Raw genomic sequence first — 14,732 nt, 5'->3', positions numbered from 1 at the left:
CCCCAAGCGTACAGCAGGGAGAAAACCCGCTAAAGTGTTACAGCATGGAACGATTCTGGCGCAGTTTCAAATGGCTGTGGGGCACCTCGTGGCCCCTCTACGCCGCAACTGTGCTCGGAACCAACGTCGTCGGCGCCGTGCTGATCATGCTGTTCGTGCGGTTCCTCATCCCCATGCGGGAGGTGCAGCAGCTCAACATTCACGACGAAAGCCTCGGCTTCCTCGGCGCGGCCTACTTCTGCTTTGCCATCTTCGTGGGCATCGTGGTCACGTTCTTCCTGTTCCGGCCGGTGCTCGAGTGGCAGCTCAGCCCCGACGACCACGACCCAAACATGGTGCGCAACCTGGTCATGCGCATCCCGGTGCTGCAGACCGTGATCGTGGTCGGGGTGTGGGCCATCGGCATCATGATCATCACCGTGGCCGCCTGGCGCATCGACCACCAGCTGGCAATCGTGACGTTGGGGTCCACGTCGCTGGCGTGCTTCGTCACCGCCGTGATGACGTACCTGCAGGCAGAGCGGCTGGTGCGGCCGGTGGCGGCGTCGGCACTCGCGCGGCGCTTCGAGGACTCCACCCTGGAGCCGCCGATCAAGCACCGCCTCTACCTGACGTGGTTCACCACCTCCGCCGTGCCAATGTTCGGGGTGCTCGCCCTGTTCTTCGCGCAGCGCCACGGCTTCTTCTACAACCGCCCCGGCGAGCTCATGCCAGCCGTCCTCGCGCTGACGCTCACCGCGCTGGCCACCGGCTTCATCGGCACTGCGTTCGCCATCATGAGCGTGGTGGACCCCATCAAGGAGCTGCAGGAAGCCATCAATAAGGTGCGCCGCGGGGAGCGTAACACCCAGGTCGACATTTACGACGGCTCCGAAATCGGCGTACTGCAGGCCGGGTTCAACGAGATGATGCGCGGCCTCAACGAGCGCCAGCGCGTCCGGGACATCTTCGGCCGCTACGTCGGCACCGAGGTCGCCCAGAAGGCCCTCGAGGAGAAGCCGGAGCTCGGCGGGGAGGACCGCCGCGTGGCCGTCGTGTTCATCGACGTCATCGGCTCCACCACGTTTGCCGTCAACCACACCCCGGAGCAGGTCGTGGCCGCGCTGAACAACTTCTTCGAGATCGTCGTTGAGGTGGTGCACCGCAACAAGGGCGTGATCAACAAGTTCCAGGGCGACGCCGCCCTGGCCGTGTTCGGCGCGCCCGTCTCCATCCACGACGCCGCCTCCCACGCCCTCCAGGCCGCCCGCGAACTACGCCGCGAACTGGCAGGCCTCGAGCTGCAGGCAGGTATCGGGGTGGCCTCCGGGCACGTGGTCGCCGGCCACATCGGCGGGTCCGACCGCTTCGAATACACCGTGATCGGCGACGCCGTCAACGCCGCCGCCCGCCTCACCGAACTGGCCAAGGACACCCCAGGCTGCGTGCTCACCAACGCCGCAACGCTGCGTGCCGCCAACGAGGTTGAGCAGCAGCGCTGGACGCTGATGAAATCCGTGGAGCTGCGCGGGCGCAACCGCATGACGCAGCTGGCCCGCCCGGTGCGCTCCACCCTGGCGGACCGCTACTAGCCGCCCCGCTTACGAGCGCTTCGCGGCCTTCTTCGTTGCCTTCTTGCGCGTCGTCTTCTTCGTCGCTTTCTTCCGCGTGGTCTTGCGCGCGGCCTTCTTGGCTGGCTTCGGGTTCTCCGCCTCGCGGGCCCGGCGCGCAGACAGCAGCTCGTTCGCGCGCTCGTCCGTCATGGTCTCCGGGGTGTCGCCGCGCTGGAGGGACGCGTTGGTGGTGCCGTCGGTGACGTACGGGCCGAAGCGGCCGTCCTTAATGGACATCGGCTTGCCGGACACGTCGTTATCCCCGAGCAACTTCAACGGCGCCTTCGCAGCCCCGCGTCCGCGGCGCTTCGGTTCCGCGTAGATACGGCGTGCCTCCTCCAGCGTGATGTTGAAGATCTGCTCCTCGCTGGCCAGGGAGCGCGAATCGCTGCCCTTCTTCAGGTACGGGCCGTAGCGTCCGTTCTGCGCCGTGATCACTTCCCCATCGTCGACGCCGACCTCGCGCGGCAGGCTCAGCAGCTGCAGCGCCTGCTCAAGCGTGACAGAGGCCGGGTCCATCGACTGGAACAGGGACGCCGTGGCGGGCTTGAGCTGCTCCGCGACAAGTTCGGTCATGCGCTTTTCTTTTTGCTTCGCGGCAGTCTTGGTGTCCCAGTTCTTCTTCCGCTTGCCTTCCTCGGCGCGCTGCTTGTCCTCGGCGGCGCGCTCTTCGGCGATGACTTCCTCGGCGTGGGCTTGCGCCTTCTCCAGCTCGTCGTCGCCGAGCTGCTCCGTGACGTACGGGCCGAAGCGGCCCTCCTTGGCCACCACCGTGCGCCCGTTGGCTGGGTTCACGCCCAGCTCGCGGCCGGACTGCGGGGTGGCGAACAGCTTCTCCGCCAGTTCCAGGGTGACCTCATCAGGCGTGGTCGCCTCCGGGATGTTGGCGCGCTGGTACTCCGGCTCGCCGTCGGCGGTGACGCCCACCTGGCGTTCCATGTATGGCCCGTAGCGGCCCACGCGCACGTTGACGGCGCGGCCTTCCGCGTCGTCGAAGAGTTTCAGGGAGTTGACCTGGCGGGCGTCGATACGCTCGAGGTTGTCCTCAATGATGTGCTTGAGGCCACCGCGGCGCGCGATCGCCTCGGCGGTCTTGTCGCTGGCGTCGGCGTCGCCGAAGTAGAAGCTAGTCAGCCAGCGCGTGCGGTCCTCGTTGCCGTGCGCGATCTCGTCGAGCTCGTCCTCCATCGAGGACGTGAAGTCGTAGTCCACCAGGGCGTCGAAGTTGTTCTCCAACAGCCCAACCACGGAAAACGCCACCCAGCTGGGCACCAGCGCGTTGCCGCGGGAGAAGACGTAGCCGCGGTCCTGGATCGTCTTAATAATCGACGCATACGTCGACGGACGCCCAATCCCAAGGTCCTCCATCTTCTTCACCAGGCTCGCCTCCGTGTAGCGGGCTGGCGGGTTCGTGGAGTGCCCATCCGCCGAAATCGCGGTGGTCGGCAGCTCGTCGCCAGCAGTGAGCTGCGGCAAGTGCGTCTCGCTATCGCGCGTATCCGAGTAGGCGCGCAGCCAGCCCGGGAACGTAATCGTGCGTCCGGTCGCAGCGAACTCGGTATCGAAGTCGCCCGCAACAGTCACCTTCGTGGAGTTCCCGCGAGCGTTCTCCATCTGGGAGGCCACCGTGCGCTGCCAAATCAGCTCGTAAAGCTTGAATTCCTCCGCGTCAAGCACCTTCGACAGCTGACCCGGCGTAGCAAACCGCTCACCAGCAGGGCGGATCGCCTCGTGCGCCTCCTGCGAGTTCTTCACCTTCCGGTCGTAGATACGCGGCTTGTCCGCCACGTACTCCGCGCCGTAGAGCTCCGTCGCCGCAGCCCGCGCCGCCGACAGACCCTGCTGCGACAGCGACGTCGAGTCCGTACGCATATAGGTAATGTGGCCGTTCTCGTACAGACGCTGCGCAATACGCATCGTTCGCGCCGACGTAAACCGCAGCTTCCGCCCGGCCTCCTGCTGCAAGGTGGACGTCATAAAGGGTGCGTACGGCTTGCGGCTGTACGGCTTCTCCTCCACATTGCTCACCGTCATCGAGGTGCCCTTCAGCGCCCCAGCAAGCTCCTCCGCCACCTGCTTATCGACGACCACAACCCCCTCAGCCGACCCCTTCAGCCGACCGCGATCATCAAAGTCCTTGCCCTGCGCAATCCGCGAACCATTAATCGCAACAAGCTTCGCATCAAACGCCGTACCCCCACCGTACGTCGCAGTCACATCCCAATACTCCGCCGGGATAAACGCCATGCGCTCGCGCTCACGCTCCACAATCACACGCGTCGCCACCGACTGCACACGACCCGCCGACAGCCTCGGCATGACCTTCTTCCACAACACCGGAGAAACCTCGTAGCCATACAACCGGTCCAGAATGCGACGGGTCTCCTGGGCGTCGACAAGATCCATATCCAGCTCGCGGGTATTCTCCGCAGCCTCCCGAATCGCCGACTCCGTAATCTCGTTGAACACCATGCGCTCCACCGGCACCTTCGGCTTCAACGTCTCCAGCAAGTGCCACGCGATCGCCTCACCCTCACGGTCCGGGTCTGTCGCCAGCAGCAGCCTGTCCGCCTGCTTCAACTTCGCCTTCAGGTCAGCGACCTTCTTCTTCTTGTCAGGACTGACAACATATATAGGTGCAAACCCAGACTCCGGATTCACACCCAACTTCGCCCACGGTTCCTTCTTGTACTTCGCAGGGATGTCAGCAGCGCGGCCCGGAAGATCACGAATGTGCCCCACGGAAGCTTCCACAATGTAGTCGCTCCCCAGATACTTCTGGATCTTCTTCGCCTTCGTCGCGGACTCCACGATGACGAGGGTCTTGCCGTCTTCAGCCACGCTTCGTGACACCTCACTTCAAGAACTATGTTCGTTAACTCACATAAGTTGTATCAGACAATATGAATAGCAACCCTACAACTCCTCGTTTTCACCCCCACCAACTACACTGAACCCCCATGAGCACCATCGGGCACCCAAGGAGGTAAAACCCCAGATGATCGACTCCCTCATCGGCTTCCTCCACACCCTGATGGGCACACCCCTCTTCTACCCACTCGTCATACTCCTCATCCTCGGCGACGCACTCATCCCCCTCATCCCCTCCGAAACCGTCCTCAACCTCTCCGGCGCCTTCTCCGCATCCCAAGGCGTCCCCAACGCGTGGGGCATCATCGCCGCCGCCATCATCGGCGGCATCATCGGCGACAACATCTGCTTCCTCCTCGGCGGACGCCTCATCCACGTCGTCGACCGCCTCGACCCCAACTCCAAAGCCGGCCAAGCCATCGACTGGGTGCGCCGCAACATGAACCGCGGCGCCGGCATCACCGTCCTCGTCGCCAGGTTCCTTCCCTGGGCCAGGTGGGTCGCCACGATCGTGCTGGGCAGCGTGCGCTACAACTGGTTCGCCTTCTTCCTCTACGACACCATCGGCGTCATCATCTGGGCTTGCCTCTCCGTCGGCCTCGGCTACGCCGGCGGCTCCCTCCTTTCCGACTTCCCCCTCCTCGGCATGATCGTCGGCATCGCCCTCGGCGCCCTCGTCGGCTGGATCATGCAGCGCATCCAGTCCTACATCTTCGAACTTTTTGACGTCCGGCGCGGCGTCTCCGCCGTGTAGGTCTTGAGTGCTGCGCGCGTGCTTCCCAGGTGGCTAATTTCGGCGAGGGAATTTGGTGCTAGTAAACAGGAGCCAGTGCCAAAGGACGCACCCCGCTTTTCACGACCTGGGCTTTTCTCGAATCCCCCGGAAGGAATTGCGTCTATTGGCACTGGCACGTGAATGGAACTCAAAAGCAAAAACCCCGGCCGGAGCCGGGGTGTGCACCTATATAGATTAGAGAGCGGTGACCTGCTGGGCCTGTGGGCCCTTGGCGCCCTCGCCGATTTCGAACTCGACCTTCTGGTTCTCCTCGAGGGTGCGGAAGCCGCTGCCCTGGATCTCGGAGTAGTGGACGAAGACGTCGGCGGAGCCGTCGTCTGGAGCGATGAAGCCGAAGCCCTTTTCTGCGTTAAACCACTTCACGATGCCTGTAGCCATTGGTGTGTTCCCTTTCAAAAGATGGATAAATGAAGCCGTCCACCAGGGCTGATGTCCTGGCGCCCGCGTAAACAATCCCTCGCGAGCACCTTTGAAGGCGCGCACAAAATTTGTTACTGCCAACCAGTGTGCCACAAACTGGCATACTTTGCTGTGTCATGAAGCAGGATTTTTGTTCTTTTGGGGGCGAGCTCGTTCGCGGGCTTCGCGAGCAGTTCCCCCACTCCACGATCACGCACGTGGAGGAGATTCCGGCGCGCCCGGCGGAGTACGGCGAGTGGCCCGAGTGGGTGCATCCGGCGCTGCGTCACGCACTCGAACAACGTGGCATTCAGCGGCTGTTTCGCCATCAGCAGCAGTGCGCCGAGGCGGCTTGGCGGGGTGAGGACGTTGTGGTGGCGACGGGGACGTCGTCAGGTAAGTCGTTGGGGTATCAGCTGCCGGTGCTGTCTGCGTTGGCGGCAGACGAGCGGGCGTGTGCGCTGTACATCACGCCGACGAAGGCGCTGGGGTCAGATCAGTTGCAGGCGACACTTGCCTTGACGAAGGATCTGCCTGGGATTACGCCGGCGCCGTATGACGGGGATACGCCGGTTGATGCGCGGCGCGCGATTCGGGATCAGTCGCGGTTCGTGTTCACGAATCCGGACATGTTGCACGCGAGCATCCTTGGTTCGCACGAGCGGTGGGCGCGCCTGTTGCGCCACCTGCGTTTCATCGTGGTGGATGAGTCGCACACTTATCGAGGGGTGTTCGGCGCCAATGTGTCTCTTGTTTTTCGACGCCTGCTTCGCCTCGCCCGCGCGTACGGTTCAGAGCCGACGTTGGTGTTTGCGTCGGCGACGTCGGCAGCCCCGGCGGAGCACGCGGAGCTGTTGTGCGGCAGGCCGGTTCGGGCGGTGGATGTGGATACGGCGCCGACGGGCGAGCGCACCGTGGTGTTGTGGGAGCCGGGTTTCATCGAGGGCGCGGAGGGTGAGCACGGCGCCCCGGTGAGGTACGCGGCGACGACGGAAGCGGCGTCGATAATGGGCTGGTTGGTGCGTGAGGGGGCGCGGACCTTGACGTTTGTGCGCTCGCGGCCGGCGGCGGAGATTGTGGCGATGCGCGCGCAGGAGGACTTGAGTGCTGCGGGGCGGCCGGATTTCGCGCGGCGGATCGCGGCGTATCGGGCGGGCTATCTGGCAGAGGACCGTCGTGCGCTGGAGCGCGCCCTGGACGAGGGCGACATCCTGGGCATGGCCACGACGAACGCGCTTGAGCTGGGTATCGACGTCGGCGGGTTGGATGCCGTGGTGATGGCGGGCTATCCGGGGACGGTGGCGTCGTTTCGACAGCAGGCGGGCCGGGCGGGACGCCGCGGGCAGGGATCGCTGGTGGTGCTGGTTGCCCGCGATGAGCCGATGGATGCCTTCCTGGTGCACCACCCCGAGGCACTGCTGGGACGCCCGGTGGAGCGCAGCGTGTTCAACCCGTCGAACCCGTACATCCTGCGCGGCCACCTCTACCACGCAGCACTTGAGCGCCCGCTGACCTCGAAGGACGTCGACGACTTCGGCGCCCACGACGTGGTGGAGCAGATGTGCGAGGAGGGCCTGCTGCGCAAGCGTCCCCGCGGCTGGTTCCCGGCGCCCGACGCTGAGGTGACCGTCTCTATCCGCGGCGGTGCTGGTGCCGAGGTGATGATCGTGGACGTCAGCGACGGCCGCCTCCTGGGCACCGTCGATGCCGCCCGCGCCCTCACCCAGGTCCACGAGGGCGCCGTGTACGTACACCAGGGCGAGCACTTCGTGGTGCAGGAGCTCAACCTGGATGACTACGTAGCGCTCGTGGAGCCCGCGCAGCCCGACTACACCACCCGCGCCCGTTCCACGACGGACATCCGCATCCTGGGCGAAGCTCACGAGACCCGCCAGCTTGCGAAGGGCGTGTGGGTGGCCAGCGTGGACGTCGAGGTCACCGACCGCGTCACCGGCTACGTCGTCCGCCTGGCGGACGGATCGGTCAGCGAACACATCCCGCTGGACCTGCCCGCGCAACACCTGGAAACCCGAGCGGTCGCCTACACGATCGACCCGCTGGTCCTGGACTCGCTGGGCATCAGCGCGGGCGAGGTGCCCGGCGCGCTGCACGCGGCGGAGCACGCGGCGATCGGACTGCTGCCCCTCATCGCCACGTGCGACCGCTGGGACATCGGCGGCGTATCGACGGCCCTCCACCAAGACACGCTGCTGCCCACAGTATTCGTCTACGACGGCCACCCCGGCGGCGCCGGCATGAGCGACGAAGGCTTCGCCCGCTTCCACACGTGGATCACCGCCACCTACGGCGCAGTGGAGTCCTGCCCGTGCGAGCACGGCTGCCCGTCCTGCATCCAGTCTCCAAAGTGCGGCAACGGGAATCAGCCGCTGGATAAGCAGGCGGCGCTGAAGGTGTTGGGGCTCCTGAGCAAGGCGTCATCCGTGGACGCAGAAAACCGGGAATTTGGTGCATAGATCGGGGAGCGAGTGACAAAGGACGCAATCCGGTCGGCCGAATCCGGCAAAAGCCCAGGTCGCAAAAAGTGGGTTGCGTCCTTTGTCACTCGGTTCTGCTGGGGTGACACCAAATCCCTTTGCGCAGGGGTCGCGACCTGGGGAAACGCCACGGCGCCATCCCGAAAAGCGGGATTTTGGTGCACACCTTGGCGCAGCACGCACCAAAATCCATCACAGCCCCTAGCGAGCGGAAATGCTATCCTTTACCTCGAAAGCCCCGGAACGATCCCTGCACTACGAAAGTAGGAGTAAATCGCCGGGGTTATTGATTTTTCAGCTTAATCGTAGTCCTTTTGATTGATACACTGCGGGGCATGGATAAACGCACACTCCGCATGTGGATCCCAAACCAGCACGGCGCGTGGGCGATGGCGCTCACCCCCGCCATTGTGGGGACCCTTGGCGTCGCGTTCGGCACCGAGCGTTTCCCGGCCGCGATCGTGTGGTTGTTGATTGCGTGGTTTATTGGATATTGCGCGTTCTTCACGTTCGGCCAGGCGGCCCGGGCACGCACTGTGGAGCGTCGCCGCCAGTACATGCCGCCGGTACTCACCTACGGAGCGATCTCCCTGGTTGCGGTAGCGATCGTGGTCGTCCTCGACCCGTCGGTGCTCGAGTGGGCGTGGTGCTACGCTCCGCTGGTCTGGATCGCTGTGTGGGAAACACTGCAACGCAGGCCGCGCTCGCTGGCCAGTGGCGCAGCGACGACGGTCGCCTCCGCGCTGTTGGTCGCGGTGATCGCGCACCTAGCCGGGTTGCCGACTGGCTGGTCCAGCCCGGCGATGGTGGCAACGACGTTTTTGGCGCTCTACTTCACCGGGACGGTGCCGCTGGTTAAGACGATGGTGCGTGACCGCGGCAGCAGCGCCATGTTGGCGTTCAGTATCGGCTACCACGTGGTGGCAATCGTGGTGATGGTCGTGTATGCCGTCCTTGTTGGGTTCGGTTGGTGGATGGTCGCGGTACTGGTGTTGGCACTGGCCCGCGCACTGTACTTCCCACTGAGCGCGCGTCGCGGGAAGCGGTGGACCGCCAAGGACATCGGCAAGGCGGAGGTTGTGCCGTGCGTCCTGGCGGCGCTCGCGGCACTTGGGGTGCTGCTCACCGGATAGAGCGGCGCCTGACCAGATTGAGCAGGGTGTATCACAGATCTTCCGCTTCTCTGGCGGTAAAGCTGGGATACTGTAGTTTATGTCCTCTCGAAAAATTCTGCTTCGTCCAGAGTATAGCCATCCAAGCTCTTTATGGCCGTCTAAAGAACTAGTAGTCTCTGAGCCTAAAAACCTAGGGTTCTATCTTCCTGAGGAGATAGGGATTAAGCCAGCTTTAGGAAACGAAATCCTTGAGTGGACGAGGGAATTTCAGGATAATTTTCTCGAGAAACCCGATAGCTTTCATCAGCGCCCGCGCTGGAAAGACCAATTCGATAGATTTCAATGGTATGACGCGGGCTGGGATATCACGTACGCCTTGAGAGATTCATTCCCATCGACGCAGATCATTCCCCGGTTTTCGCAATTTGTTTTTTCCATCAATGAGCGAAGAGAGAATTTCGGAAAGCAGCCACTATGCCTTCCCGGGGACGAACGGGAAGGGTACGTGTCCATCAAGGAATGTCGGGAATAATGAAGAATTGTGGATCGCGCCGTCTGGGACAAATATTGCGAACCAAAACCTAAATAAGTTCAAGGGCTTCTTACCCGCGCCGATATATGCTTTTCCTCATAAAATAATCGATGTTCAAACCTACAAGACCCCGTGGCCGGGTGACCCTCGTGTCAATATTCAAAATGCGAAGGGCAAGGCCAAGCCATATCAAGTGAACCAGGTTCTCGAAGCAATTGAGAAACTAGGCACGCAGAAGAGTGAATCGGAGTAGCCAGCATGGACATCAATAAGTACACCTATCAAGTCTCCTGGTCGGAAGAAGATCAGGAGTACGTGGCGACCGTGGCTGAGTTCCCCTCATTGTCTTGGCTGGATGCAGATCGGCACCAGGCCGAGCGCGGTTTGATTGATCTTGTGACTGAGGTTGTCGAAGACATGGAGGCCTCCGGCGAGGTGGTTCCCGTGCCATTGGGGAGTCGTAACTATTCGGGGAAGTTCAACGTGCGCACGTCTCCGTCGCTGCATCGGCGGTTGGTTATCGCCGCTAAAACAGAGGGAATTTCTCTCAACGCACTAGTCAATCAAAAACTCGCGTCCGTCTAACTGGCGCACAGACCACACGCGCACTGAGATGCTCACGACGAGACGCCACTCACCTGCTAGACCGGCCCGGCGCGCGCCTTCTGCACGGCCCGGCCGACGCGCACGCTGACCTGCACGTCCGGCCCGTCAACCTCGCACGTGTCGACGCTTCCACCGTTGGCCTGGGCGGTGTCGTTGGCGGTGGAGCAGGCCTCGACACCTTGGTAGAGGGCGGTGGCCGCGGCGACAGCTGCGAGGTCGGCGGCGACGCGCGCCCGATGGGTGTTCGCCACCCCGGCAACCACCGCCGCAACCGCAAGAGCCAGCGCGGTCACCGCGGCGATGATGCCCGCCGTGGTGACAGATGCGGAGCCTTCGTCGCTTCGGAGTTGACCAAGCATGTCTAGCCTCCGAACTCGGTTGGGAAGACGGCGGTGGCCTCCATGCCGCGCACGCGGGCGGTCACGGTGACCATGCCGCCGCGTTCCTGGGTGGTCACGCGCCCGGCGGGCGGGTCGTAGTCCAGGCCGATGGCGTGCGCGCGGGCTGCGGCCCCGGCGATGTCCACCGCCGAGATGTAGGCGCCCATCGCGGCCAGCGCCGCCACGATCACACCGGCGACGACCACCAGGGCGCTCAGGGAGAGCGCTGCCTCGATGGTGTTCATGGGCTAGCCCGGCTTGTTGGTCAGCGCGTCGGTGATCACGCCTTCGATGGCGTCGGAGACGCCGTTGCTGGTGACCACCATGTAGAGCACCCCGGCAAGGGCCGCGGCAGCCAAAGTACCAAAGGCGTATTCGATGGTCGAAAGCCCGTCGTCGTTGGATAGTTTCGCCTGCATGCGCGTGATAATTCGGGCAGCTGCAGCGTGAACAAGATTCATAGACATTTTTATCTCCTTATTAGTTGTTGGTGTTTTAAAACAGGGTTTGGCCCAGGCTGACCACCACGGGCGCCAAGCCGAGGACGAAGAACGCCGGCAGGAAGAAAGCGGTCAGTGGGAGTGCGATGAGCACCCCGGCGCGCTCGGCGCGGGCGGTGGCGTGGTCGGCGGCGTCCGCGGTCAGGCTGACCGCGATGCGCTCGCAACCCGTGGCGAGGGTGGCGCCGGTGGCGTTGGAGAGTGCCACCAGGTGCGCGAGCTCCTCCCCGCCCGGCACTGTGTGCAGCTCCGCCCAGGCGCGTGCCGGGTCGGCCCCGAGCACGCTGAGCGCCGCCACGGTGTGCCATGGGCTTGAGTCCTCGCCGTGGGTGTCGGCCACTGCGCCCGCGGCGGCGGCAACCGGCAGGCCGGCGCGGCAGCACGCCGCGAAGAGCCGGATGTCGGTTGCGCTCCTGCCGGGGCTTGGCGACGGCCCGTCCCGCGGGGTCTTCGGCGCACGGGGCACGTCGCGCCCCACCCGGCCGCGCGGACTGCTCCCGGAGACGACCATCGCGCCGGCGACGCACAAAGCGGTAACAAACGTACTCATTGGGTTGCCCTTTCGATGATGTGTTGTGACGTACAGAAACCGGCCCCCACCAGCGCGGTACCGACAATGAGCAGCACCCCGCCCAGGTTGGTGCCGGCCAAAAAGTGCAGCGGGCGCGCCCCCATCGCAGCCCCCATCCCGATCCCTGCCAGCGGAAGTAGGGAGAGCACCACCGCACTCGTCTTTGGCCCGGCCAACGCCGCAGCGGTGGCGGCGCGGTGGCGCAGCGCAGCGTCGATCTCCTCGCGTGCGGCGGTGACCAGGGAGGCGATCGGCACGCCGCGTTGCACCCCGACCCGCCACAGCGCCTCCACCCGGGACAGCTCCGGGGTGCGAAGCCCCGCGGCGTCGCCGGTGCGTAGCACGTGGCAGAACAGGGAGGCGTCGGCAAGCAGGTCGGTGGGGGTGGTGTCGGGGAGTTGGTCGGTGGCGCGAAGGGTGGCGTCGAGAAGCGAGGAACCTGCCTGCAGGCTGGCGCTGATGTGGCCGAGGAACTGCGAGGCTGCCTCCTGGCGCCGCACCAACGCCTGCCCGGCGCGGCGCCGCGAGTAGGCGTAGAGCACCGTCGCCCCGGCGAGCGCCGCAGCGATAACCACCGCCGCGCGATCCGTCACGATGACCAGCAGCGCCACCGCGAGCACCACCGGCGGCACCCACCCCCAGGACACCGCGCGCGGGCGAATCCGGCGCGCAGGCACCCCTCCCGTCCAGGCCACACAGGCCGCGAATGCGAACAGGTACGTCATGGCCGCTGCCAGATCACTCGTGTGGACACCGGGTTGCCCTCCAAGACGCCGATCTGGTGCAGGACGCGGCGGCCGTCGGGGCGGCGCTGCATCACAATCACCGCGTCCAGGGCTGGCGCGAGCTGCGCGTGCAGGGCGTCGCGCCCCATCCCGCCGAGCGCGGCGAGCGCCTCAAACCGGGCCGGGACCTCCTCGATCGCGTTGGCGTGCAAGGTGCCAGCGCCGCCCTCGTGACCGGTGTTCAGCGCCGCGAGGAGGTCCGTCACCTCCGCACCGCGGATCTCCCCCACCACGATCCGGTCCGGGCGCATCCGCAGCGACTGGCGCACCAGGTCCGCGATCGTCACCTGGCCGGCGCCCTCCGTGTTCACCGCCCGCGTATTCAGGTTCAGCACGTGTGGGTGGTTCGGGGTCAGCTCCAGGGTGTCCTCGATCGCCAGGATCCGCTCGTGCGGCGCCACCTCTGCGAGCATCGCGGAGAGCAACGTCGTCTTGCCCGACCCGGTCCCGCCCACGATGACGAAGGCGCGCCGGGCCCGCACGATTTCGCGGAGCATCTCGGCGCGTTCCTCGTCCATCGTGCCGCTGGCCACCAGCTCGTCGAGGGTGGCGGTGGTGGTGCGCAGCACGCGCAGCGACAGGCACGTGCCTGCCACGGCCGTGGGTGCCAGCACCGCGTGGAAGCGGATAATCGAGCCGTCCGGCCTGCGGAAATGTCCGTCGCAGTAGGGTTGGGCGTCGTCAAGGCGGCGCCCGCAGCGCAGTGCGAGGCGCGTGGCCAGGCGGCGCACGGACTCCTCGGAGTCGAAGCGGATCTCGCTGCGCTCGAGGCCGTGCCCGCGGTCCACGAACACGCGGTCGGGGGCGTTGACGCAGATGTCGGTCACCCCGCCACCGACGAGCAGCGGCTCCAGGGGCCCGGCGCCGGAGGTGTCGTCGCGAAGTTGGCGCATCGCGGCCAGCACGTCCACGTCACTGATGACGACGGCCTCTTCGCGGATTAGCGCCGCAAGCCGGGTGGCATCGATCTCCCCGGGCTCGTCGGCCATGCGACGCTGGACGCGCAGTAACAAGTCCCGATCCATTAGGCCACCTCCTCGAGCACAGCCTTCGCCGCCTTCGCAAGCCCCGCGGGCAAGCGCGACGGTAGGCCGCGCTGCTCGACGCGCTTCGTCAGCCCGCGCACCTGGCCGATGGTGGCCACCACCCGCGAGCCCGCAATGGCGGCGATCTCGTCCACGCCGATGCCAGCCCACCCGATGTCCCTGACCACCAGCACGTGCCGCAGTCCTGCTCGCTCGCACTGGGCGACCAGTTGCGCCGCCGCGGACACCGCCCTGACTTGGGGCGCGACCAGGATCGCCACTACGTCGCAGCGCGCGGGCAGCTGCGCGCACGGGGCGTCCACCACGGTCACCCCGCCGGTGCCGAGCACCTCCACCAGCGCCTCAAGCTCATCCGCATCATCCCCGAGACCAGCGCCGGAGACCTCCCTGCTACACGTCATCACCGCCACGCCGTCCGGGGTGACGGGCAGCGCGCGGCGCACGTCCTCGCGGGCGACCGCGCCCTCCCCGATCGCGATCTCGCCCCACCGGGCGCCGATCTCCTCCTCGATACCGAGCAGCAGGTCCAGCCCGCCGGAGTGCGCGTGCCCATCAACCAGGGTCGACGGGGCCGCGGCCCTGGCGCACGCCGCCGCGAATGTTGAGGCGCCCACGCCGCCGGACGCGCCCACCACGCCGATCACCCGACCCCGCTCCTTCGGTGTCCGCAGCGCCCCGAGCGCGCGCAGCAGCTGCCCGGACTGGTCCGGGACGTCGTAGGCGCCACGCTGCTGGCCGAGCTCGAAACAGTTCGGGCGGCGCAGTACCGCGGGTGGCAGGTGGGTGGCGAAGTGGGCGTCGATAAGTATGGCGAAGGCCTGCTCACAGCGGCGGGCGACCTCCGCCGGCTCGGCGCTACTGAGGTCGGTGACGGGCATACCTGTTGCCGCCGCGAGGTGCATGGCCTCGGGGTGCAGTGCCGCGTCGTTGACGGCGATGGTGATGTTGTGCGTGCTCATGGCTTCGAGCATCACCCACGCCACAACCGCCCCACAACGATTTGGAACGCGCCTGTGGATAACTCCCCTGTTCACTGAACGCTCG

General features: G+C 65.4%; 15 protein-coding genes. 6 read left to right on the top strand and 9 right to left on the bottom strand.

Going from position 1 to position 14,732, the window contains the following annotated elements; all coding sequences use genetic code 11:
- Positions 1-44: 44 nt before the first annotated feature.
- A complete protein-coding gene (locus tag HMPREF3170_RS01670) occupies positions 45-1,571 on the top strand; it encodes an adenylate/guanylate cyclase domain-containing protein (protein ID WP_070363236.1) in 1,527 nt (508 codons plus the stop codon).
- Between the two features lie 9 nt (positions 1,572-1,580).
- Here HMPREF3170_RS01670 and topA read toward each other — a convergent pair whose 3' ends face one another.
- On the bottom strand, positions 1,581-4,433 hold the full coding sequence (gene topA, locus HMPREF3170_RS01665) for a type I DNA topoisomerase (RefSeq protein ID WP_070477322.1): 2,853 nt from the start codon (positions 4,431-4,433) through the stop codon (positions 1,581-1,583).
- A 157-nt stretch (positions 4,434-4,590) separates the two neighbouring features.
- Here topA and HMPREF3170_RS01660 point away from each other — a divergent pair, with 157 nt between their 5' ends.
- Positions 4,591-5,217, top strand: coding sequence for a DedA family protein (locus tag HMPREF3170_RS01660; protein ID WP_070477320.1), 627 nt, complete (start codon positions 4,591-4,593; stop codon positions 5,215-5,217).
- 216 nt (positions 5,218-5,433) lie between these two features.
- Here the strand turns inward: HMPREF3170_RS01660 and HMPREF3170_RS01655 are convergent, their stop codons facing one another.
- Positions 5,434-5,637, bottom strand: a complete 204-nt coding sequence (locus HMPREF3170_RS01655) for a cold-shock protein (RefSeq protein WP_070363240.1) — start codon at positions 5,635-5,637, stop codon at positions 5,434-5,436.
- A gap of 158 nt (positions 5,638-5,795) precedes the next feature.
- Here HMPREF3170_RS01655 and HMPREF3170_RS01650 point away from each other — a divergent pair, with 158 nt between their 5' ends.
- The 4 genes from HMPREF3170_RS01650 to HMPREF3170_RS01635 all read left to right on the top strand — a co-directional run bounded on the left by HMPREF3170_RS01650 (position 5,796) and on the right by HMPREF3170_RS01635 (position 10,385).
- Positions 5,796-8,132, top strand: a complete 2,337-nt coding sequence (locus tag HMPREF3170_RS01650; RefSeq protein ID WP_070477318.1) for a DEAD/DEAH box helicase — start codon at positions 5,796-5,798, stop codon at positions 8,130-8,132.
- Between the two features lie 356 nt (positions 8,133-8,488).
- The gene (locus tag HMPREF3170_RS01645; protein WP_070477751.1) at positions 8,489-9,286 is read left to right on the top strand and encodes a YwiC-like family protein; all 798 of its coding nucleotides are present in this window, start codon (positions 8,489-8,491) and stop codon (positions 9,284-9,286) included.
- A gap of 422 nt (positions 9,287-9,708) precedes the next feature.
- A complete protein-coding gene (locus tag HMPREF3170_RS11895; RefSeq protein WP_240492752.1) occupies positions 9,709-10,053 on the top strand; it encodes a hypothetical protein in 345 nt (114 codons plus the stop codon).
- A 5-nt stretch (positions 10,054-10,058) separates the two neighbouring features.
- The gene (locus HMPREF3170_RS01635; protein WP_070363243.1) at positions 10,059-10,385 is read left to right on the top strand and encodes a type II toxin-antitoxin system HicB family antitoxin; all 327 of its coding nucleotides are present in this window, start codon (positions 10,059-10,061) and stop codon (positions 10,383-10,385) included.
- A gap of 56 nt (positions 10,386-10,441) precedes the next feature.
- On the opposite strand, the gene HMPREF3170_RS01630 is transcribed toward HMPREF3170_RS01635, so the two are convergent.
- From HMPREF3170_RS01630 to HMPREF3170_RS11645, 7 genes are read right to left on the bottom strand one after another with little or no spacing between them, the layout of a single operon-like run.
- On the bottom strand, positions 10,442-10,765 hold the full coding sequence (locus HMPREF3170_RS01630) for an Rv3654c family TadE-like protein (protein WP_070363244.1): 324 nt from the start codon (positions 10,763-10,765) through the stop codon (positions 10,442-10,444).
- A 2-nt stretch (positions 10,766-10,767) separates the two neighbouring features.
- Positions 10,768-11,031, bottom strand: a complete 264-nt coding sequence (locus HMPREF3170_RS01625) for a hypothetical protein (protein WP_070363245.1) — start codon at positions 11,029-11,031, stop codon at positions 10,768-10,770.
- A gap of 3 nt (positions 11,032-11,034) precedes the next feature.
- Entirely contained in the window at positions 11,035-11,247 is a 213-nt protein-coding gene (locus tag HMPREF3170_RS01620) for a DUF4244 domain-containing protein (protein WP_070363246.1), read from the bottom strand.
- 34 nt (positions 11,248-11,281) lie between these two features.
- Positions 11,282-11,797: a type II secretion system F family protein gene (locus HMPREF3170_RS11890; RefSeq protein WP_256365839.1), complete on the bottom strand. Its 516-nt coding sequence runs from the start codon at positions 11,795-11,797 to the stop codon at positions 11,282-11,284.
- Between the two features lie 35 nt (positions 11,798-11,832).
- Positions 11,833-12,582 (bottom strand): type II secretion system F family protein, encoded by a 750-nt coding sequence (locus tag HMPREF3170_RS01610; RefSeq protein WP_070477316.1) that lies wholly within the window; start codon positions 12,580-12,582, stop codon positions 11,833-11,835.
- The gene (locus HMPREF3170_RS01605) at positions 12,579-13,667 is read right to left on the bottom strand and encodes a TadA family conjugal transfer-associated ATPase (protein ID WP_070477315.1); all 1,089 of its coding nucleotides are present in this window, start codon (positions 13,665-13,667) and stop codon (positions 12,579-12,581) included. Before HMPREF3170_RS01605 ends, HMPREF3170_RS01610 begins: the two co-directional genes overlap by 4 nt.
- On the bottom strand, positions 13,667-14,722 hold the full coding sequence (locus HMPREF3170_RS11645; RefSeq protein WP_168161604.1) for a CpaE-like family protein: 1,056 nt from the start codon (positions 14,720-14,722) through the stop codon (positions 13,667-13,669). Before HMPREF3170_RS11645 ends, HMPREF3170_RS01605 begins: the two co-directional genes overlap by 1 nt.
- Positions 14,723-14,732: the final 10 nt, after the last annotated feature.

Origin of the sequence: Corynebacterium sp. HMSC08D02 (assembly GCF_001807505.1) — a bacterium.
Classification (GTDB): domain Bacteria; phylum Actinomycetota; class Actinomycetes; order Mycobacteriales; family Mycobacteriaceae; genus Corynebacterium; species Corynebacterium pseudogenitalium.
The sequence above is the reverse complement of the archived record's forward strand: the minus strand, read 5'-3'. Positions and strand labels throughout refer to the sequence as shown.

Coding starts and splice junctions, on each gene's coding strand:
- HMPREF3170_RS01670 (WP_070363236.1), top strand. CDS start 45: ATGGAACGATTCTGGCGCAGTTTCAAATGGCTGTGGGGCACCTCGTGG.
- HMPREF3170_RS01660 (WP_070477320.1), top strand. CDS start 4,591: ATGATCGACTCCCTCATCGGCTTCCTCCACACCCTGATGGGCACACCC.
- HMPREF3170_RS01655 (WP_070363240.1), bottom strand. CDS start 5,637: ATGGCTACAGGCATCGTGAAGTGGTTTAACGCAGAAAAGGGCTTCGGC.
- HMPREF3170_RS01650 (WP_070477318.1), top strand. CDS start 5,796: ATGAAGCAGGATTTTTGTTCTTTTGGGGGCGAGCTCGTTCGCGGGCTT.
- HMPREF3170_RS01645 (WP_070477751.1), top strand. CDS start 8,489: ATGGATAAACGCACACTCCGCATGTGGATCCCAAACCAGCACGGCGCG.
- HMPREF3170_RS11895 (WP_240492752.1), top strand. CDS start 9,709: ATGAGCGAAGAGAGAATTTCGGAAAGCAGCCACTATGCCTTCCCGGGG.
- HMPREF3170_RS01635 (WP_070363243.1), top strand. CDS start 10,059: ATGGACATCAATAAGTACACCTATCAAGTCTCCTGGTCGGAAGAAGAT.
- HMPREF3170_RS01630 (WP_070363244.1), bottom strand. CDS start 10,765: ATGCTTGGTCAACTCCGAAGCGACGAAGGCTCCGCATCTGTCACCACG.
- HMPREF3170_RS01625 (WP_070363245.1), bottom strand. CDS start 11,031: ATGAACACCATCGAGGCAGCGCTCTCCCTGAGCGCCCTGGTGGTCGTC.
- HMPREF3170_RS01620 (WP_070363246.1), bottom strand. CDS start 11,247: ATGAATCTTGTTCACGCTGCAGCTGCCCGAATTATCACGCGCATGCAG.
- HMPREF3170_RS11890 (WP_256365839.1), bottom strand. CDS start 11,797: ATGGTCGTCTCCGGGAGCAGTCCGCGCGGCCGGGTGGGGCGCGACGTG.
- HMPREF3170_RS01610 (WP_070477316.1), bottom strand. CDS start 12,582: ATGACGTACCTGTTCGCATTCGCGGCCTGTGTGGCCTGGACGGGAGGG.
- HMPREF3170_RS01605 (WP_070477315.1), bottom strand. CDS start 13,667: ATGGATCGGGACTTGTTACTGCGCGTCCAGCGTCGCATGGCCGACGAG.